The 5,271-nt window shown below is 66.8% G+C and carries 7 protein-coding genes and 1 pseudogene; 2 read left to right on the top strand and 6 right to left on the bottom strand.

Annotation, left to right across the window (positions count from 1 at the left end):
• Positions 1 to 199: 199 nt before the first annotated feature.
• Complete coding sequence (locus ACI79S_RS20620) at positions 200 to 433, top strand: hypothetical protein (RefSeq protein WP_456595309.1); 234 nt, start codon at positions 200 to 202, stop codon at positions 431 to 433.
• Positions 434 to 527: 94 nt separating this feature from the next.
• Here ACI79S_RS20620 and ACI79S_RS20625 read toward each other — a convergent pair whose 3' ends face one another.
• Together ACI79S_RS20625 and ACI79S_RS20630 are read right to left on the bottom strand one after the other, a co-directional pair.
• Positions 528 to 899 (bottom strand): restriction endonuclease, encoded by a 372-nt coding sequence (locus ACI79S_RS20625; protein ID WP_456595310.1) that lies wholly within the window; start codon positions 897 to 899, stop codon positions 528 to 530.
• Positions 900 to 1,924: 1,025 nt separating this feature from the next.
• Positions 1,925 to 2,428 (bottom strand): hypothetical protein, encoded by a 504-nt coding sequence (locus ACI79S_RS20630; RefSeq protein WP_456595311.1) that lies wholly within the window; start codon positions 2,426 to 2,428, stop codon positions 1,925 to 1,927.
• Between the two features lie 236 nt (positions 2,429 to 2,664).
• Here ACI79S_RS20630 and ACI79S_RS20635 point away from each other — a divergent pair, with 236 nt between their 5' ends.
• Positions 2,665 to 2,868, top strand: a complete 204-nt coding sequence (locus ACI79S_RS20635) for an ATPase, T2SS/T4P/T4SS family (protein WP_456595312.1) — start codon at positions 2,665 to 2,667, stop codon at positions 2,866 to 2,868.
• 10 nt (positions 2,869 to 2,878) lie between these two features.
• Here the strand turns inward: ACI79S_RS20635 and ACI79S_RS20640 are convergent, their stop codons facing one another.
• The 4 genes and pseudogenes from ACI79S_RS20640 to ACI79S_RS20655 form a co-directional block, all read right to left on the bottom strand.
• On the bottom strand, positions 2,879 to 3,175 hold the full coding sequence (locus ACI79S_RS20640) for a hypothetical protein (RefSeq protein ID WP_456595313.1): 297 nt from the start codon (positions 3,173 to 3,175) through the stop codon (positions 2,879 to 2,881).
• A 375-nt stretch (positions 3,176 to 3,550) separates the two neighbouring features.
• Positions 3,551 to 3,913, bottom strand: a complete 363-nt coding sequence (locus tag ACI79S_RS20645; RefSeq protein WP_456595315.1) for a hypothetical protein — start codon at positions 3,911 to 3,913, stop codon at positions 3,551 to 3,553.
• Between the two features lie 17 nt (positions 3,914 to 3,930).
• Positions 3,931 to 4,113, bottom strand: a pseudogene (locus tag ACI79S_RS20650) (hypothetical protein); the annotation flags it as partial.
• Complete coding sequence (locus tag ACI79S_RS20655; RefSeq protein WP_456595314.1) at positions 4,113 to 4,961, bottom strand: major capsid protein; 849 nt, start codon at positions 4,959 to 4,961, stop codon at positions 4,113 to 4,115. The gene ACI79S_RS20655 and the pseudogene ACI79S_RS20650, both read right to left, overlap by 1 nt.
• Positions 4,962 to 5,271 lie beyond the last annotated feature (310 nt).

The raw sequence follows: 5,271 nt of genomic DNA on the forward strand, positions 1-5,271 counted from the left end.
GTCGAGAACCAGCTGCGCGGCGCGCTGCCGGAACTCCTCGGGGTACTTGCTCCGTCGGCCCACTCGGGCCCTCCCTCCTTGGCTGGTGCCAAGTCTGGAGGTGTTCAGCCGACGGGGGTCACTTCACTGCGACAAGCCGCCCTGCTACAACCCCGACGGCTAAGAGACCTTCACTCCGAGGTCCGTCGCTGGCCGGCGGATGTCGGCTGCAGCAGTCCGGACCAGCGCCTTTCGCCGCCTCTGCAAGGAACTCCTCGTCGAGCGCCATGAGGGCGTCGAGTGCGACCGGCGGCTGGCCGGGGCCTGCTGGTGCGTCTTCCTGGCGCGTCGTCCGCGCACCGTGGGCGCGGTGCGGCTTGGCGACGTCGGTCAGCCACCTGGCCTGGGCCGCGAGCCGGTCTACCTCCTGCGCGTCGCCTCGAACGCGGAGTGAGTTCCGGCCAGCAGGTGACCCACTTACTTGTGCGGTTTATTCACCTTCGGGCTGAGCTTGACCCCTGCCTGAAGTGCGTTCACGTCGTGGCCCCTCAGTCGCTGCTCCAGATTTCGCGCGCTGCGTGGTTGTAGGCCTCGGGACGACCCTGCAGGTCAAAGCGGAACAGCGCCATCTCTTGAATGTCGGCCCAAGCTGCGGCCTTAGGGGTGTATCCCGCCAAAGAGAAAAAGATGGAGTCCTTTCGATGCGCCTGGCACACCCCAAAGTGACGCTGCACGACCGGTAATCCGGTGGGGGCTGTCTCTGCCTTTACCTGGCAAAGTGCTTCGTCGCTGATGACATCGATACCTTCGTCAGGCCCGACAGGTGTAACTGTGACGTTTGAGTAGCCGAAGTGGGACATCCAAGCCGCAGCGGACAGTTCCGCATCCCGCGGACTTCTAATCAGTCGGTCGGCGGGCATGTCACTAGATGCTGGGTCAGGTGCCTGGCGCTCTACCCTTCTGTGGTCATTCAACCAGTCCAGGAAGCAGGCGTCCGTCCCGGATAGATGCCACGCCTTGAGGGTCTCCACTTCCCATTGCCAGCCGGACTGGCGAGCCGCCGACGCTTGTCCTACGACGCGTTCACGGTCCGCTTGACGTAGTTCATCGAGCCAAGCCAAGCCGTCAACCGGTGCGCCCAGTTCTGATGCTCTACGACCCCGTCGCCCCATTGCACTCCCTTCGTGAACGCAGCTTACGGCCGCAGGAGGCCTGCGCATGGCGTAGCGGTGCCCGAGGTGGGAGGTCGAGTGTCCGGACGACTTGTGTACTCGGCGCATCTCCGCACTAAGGCTGCCGCTGTCCGACCTGACGGCACGATCACCCGCCGCGCACTGGGCCGGGTGCTCGCAGTCGACGGGCGCCGCGTGGGATGAACGGCGGGCCGCGGTTTGCAACTGACCGCCACCGCAGGAGTGCAGCGTCGCTCCTGGCCGCCGTCGGTGACGTGATGAAGTGGCCTGACCGGCGACGTTGGACAGGGCGAACGACCGGAGATTCCCGAGATTGGCCCGGGCGCGCTGTTGCGGCGCGGCGCCTAGTTCCGGTTCTGTGCGCTCGCATGAGAGCGTCTCGCGATATGACCGACCTGAGGCCCACCGGCTCGTGCTTTTGTGGATGCGGTGGAGCTACGAGCCGAACCGCCTTCTTCGTGCAGACACACGACCGTAACGCCGAGAGTGCGGTGATCCGGGAGCAGTACGGGTCGATCGCGGCCTTCGTTGTTGCTCATGGCTACGGCCCGGATAGGGCGGTTCCGGGGTCGGGTTCCCGTCGCTAGGGCGCAGGTCGCCCGCTCGTCGGGCGCGAGGGGGCGACCTACGCCCGCGCAAGCCGCACCTCGCAGCGCGCCGGCCGACCGGCGACGTTGGACAGGGCGCACGGCATGAGGTGCAGGAGGAAGGGCTCGCGGCGCTGCTCGACGAGGGGCGTGATTGGCGGCGTCTTAGGCCTTCGTCAGAGAAGTGATCTCGAAGTCGAAGTCCGGTGACGTCATGCGACTCTCCTGGAAGAGTGACTGCGGGTTCAAGCACTTGTTTCCAGTCAGCTCGAAGATTCCGTCGAAAGTGACGGTGTCCCCCTCCTGAAGCTCGCGCGCCATCTCGAAGACTGGATCGTCCTCCCGGATGTTACCGGTGCGGAGGTCGATCTGGTCTCCGATTCGAATCTCTAGCTCAAGTCCCCCGAAGCCGGTGGACAAGTCGCCAATCTCCCCGACCCAGCCTTCGGCACTGGCCAGGCTGGAATCGCACAACTTCTGATCCCGCGCCGCCTCGACCTCATCCTTGGTAATTTCGTTCGGGGCGTCATCGTACTGCTCGCGGCCCTCCTCGAGAGCCTGGAGGAAAAGTCTTTGCTCGGGGTTGGTGACCTCATTGTCGTCGATGGCAACGATGAGGGCTATCGCGAGGGGGACTAACAACGCCATTGCGGGGAGGAGTCGTGGCACAGGGGGACCATAGGCCGTTCAAGCGCATACGTTCGTTAGACTCGCAGAATCGGGCCGGGAGCCCGCACGGACGACCGGGTGCTCGACGTGATCCCCCATCGGGTCTTCATCTGGAACCTCGTGGCCTCGCCCACAGTCACCGCTCCTAAGCTGACTGCCGAACGGGTGCAGCGCATCCTCGTCAAGCCGCTTCAGCCCGGCGACACCTGTGTAGTCGCTTCAGCTTTCGGCTCCGGGTGCCGCTGCCCGACGTCGTCTCGATGCAGACCCGCCAGCCCAACCTGGAGGGCGCCGGGGAGATCCCGCTGCGCCGGCTGGTGAAGGAGGCGCTGCGGATGCGGCCCTCCCGCATCGTGGTGGGTGAGGTGCGGCAGGAGGAGTGCCTGGATCTGGCGCAGTCGGCCCGAAACAGTACGGGCCCCGCGGCTAGTTTCCCCTGATAGACGGATACTACTTCGTAAGCAGGACGTCCACGCTCTTGCAGTCGGGGCAAGCCGCCAGGGTGTAGAGGTTCGTCAGGAACTCGTTGGCCCGATGCAACTCGTTGCCGGCTGCGATACGCCGCCCTGAGGCACCCATGGTGAACGAGGCGCCGGTCTGCTCCATCTTGAGCCCGGCCCGCTGCATGCGGCCACCCGCGCTCTGCTCTTTGGCGATCGCGTTGCTGACCTTTGAGTCAAGCTGCCACTGGCGGCTGCACTTTCGGCAGCGACTCGAAACGGTGTCATTGCGGGTCATTTTGCTCATGCCTCGCCACTCCCTCAGAGGCGCAGCGGTGGCAACGGAAGGACTGCCTACGGTCGGGTTTGATTCCGACTCTTCCTGCCCCTTATCGGCGAAGTTCAGGTAGACGCCGTAACAGCCAAGCCCGAGTAGTGCTACTCCAACCCATTCCATCCCCGTGAGCCTTCCTGTGAAGTCGCTGAGTGAAGGCCTGTGTTGACGCCTTCACTCAGCCGTACATAGGCCGTACAAACGTCAGAAGGGCACGGGCTGCACGGCGCTGATCTCGGATGTAGCGTGCAGCACGCTGCGTTCGGGGTCAACGCTCGGGGTTCGAGTCCCGACAGCCTGACGAAGTTGACGGGCGACAACTTCCCGCACTCGGGTCGTGTGGGGGTCTTACCCGAGGTCTCGCACGATGCCGGTGATGGCCGCTTCCAACGCATCGACCGTCTGCTCGTCGAGCATGGCTCGGCGCTCGTCGGTCTTGCTGCTGACCATCCCACCGGCCAGCTGCCGCAGGTGCCCGCGCTCCGCGGTGTAGACCGCCAGCACCGCGCCGTCGTCGGGTCGCTTCGCCAGCTCGCTCTCTAGCCAGTCGATGCGCCCCTGGGTGCGGTGCAGTTCCTCTTGAAGTGCGTCGGTGGCAGAGGTCGAGCGGGGGATGCTGAGCCGGCTGGCCAGGTCGACGGCCTGGGCCTCCGCATGCGCTCGGCGGCCTTGGCGCGTGTCCTCGGCACCGATCCGCCGTGCATGCGGCACCGCTCCTGGCCGCGCATGGCGGGCTGCGTGCAGTTGCCGCCGTCGCGCCATCGAGCACCGCACAGTCGCATGTGATCCACGGGTGCGTTCGTGTATGTCCGCGCCTGTCGGGTGCCCCCGTGCTGCACGCACATCGGCTGGTCGGGAACCGCGATGTACGCGCAGCCGGGAGCCGCGCAGCGCGGATCGCGCCGCCCCATCAGACTGCGAGCTCGGCCGCGCGAACGACGCCGGACGGGGTGAGCGCCTGTGCGATGCGGAAGGCCCCGCCGCCTCGGAAGATCGCGGCCTCGAACGTCTCGGTGAAGGTCGAGAAGTCGTTGGCCGCGTTGAGCGTCGAGTCGCGCACCAGGCCGAGGTCGAGCGTTCCGCCGTCGAGGAAGGCGAACGCTCCCGCCGGAAACATGTACGAGACCACTTCGGTCGGCCAAGCGTTGACCGGCCCCCGAGCCTGCGCGTCGAACTCCTGCCCGGCCTCACCGTCGAGCGCCCACGTCGGCGCGAGGTTGCGCGTCGCCAGGTAGGCCGCCAGGTCGGCGTCGCTCACGCCGACGGTCGAGTCGCCGGGCTCCTGCAACGCCAGGTCCGACCGCAGCAGGCCACGCGCCCACGCCGGGAGGATCAACTGCAGCGGCGCGTTCGGGTCCGCCCACGGCCGGTTGCGCATCCCCGTCGCCGCACGATCCAGCAGCGGAAGAAGCACGCGGGTCGCGCCGAGGCTGCCGCCCTCCTGCGCCTGGCCGGTCACTGACGTGGACAGCGCGCCGAGCTGGGTGAGGGGCTGCTGTTCGGCGATCTTGGCGTGCGCGGCCACGGCCAGGTCCATCACTCGCTGCACGAACTCGGGGTACGCGCGGGCGAGCATGTTGCCGAAGGTGAAGATGTTGGTGACCGCCTGGACGTTCACCACCACCTCGCCGTTGGGCACCACGCGCAGGCTCGCCTTCCGCACGGCCGGATTCGTGGCTGCATCCACGTCGCTGGCCACGTTGCAGGTCCCCACGGCGCCCTGTAGGTCGCCCAGGGCCGGTGGGCGGATGAGCCGGATGCCGCCCGGTGAGCGAGCTGGTCGGAGCTCGTCCGTGCCTGCGGCCCCTTCGTGTCGGAACGCGGTTGTGCCCGCTCATTCACCCGACCGAGTGCTCGTGCCCCCGATCGGGCCGTGGTTTGTCCACAGATCGCCTGACGTCACCCCATCGGACCGGCCCGTTTTCCTTACAGTCCCGAGCGTTTCGACGACTGCTCGACGGCTCGACGGGGGATGGCGTGCCGACTGCTCTGGACGTCGTGGACGGCGAGGTCCGCGAGCTGATCCGCCGGCGTGGGCTGGACCCGTTCACCGACCCGGGCCCGGTGCG

Source organism: Blastococcus sp. SYSU DS1024 (assembly GCF_054050795.1).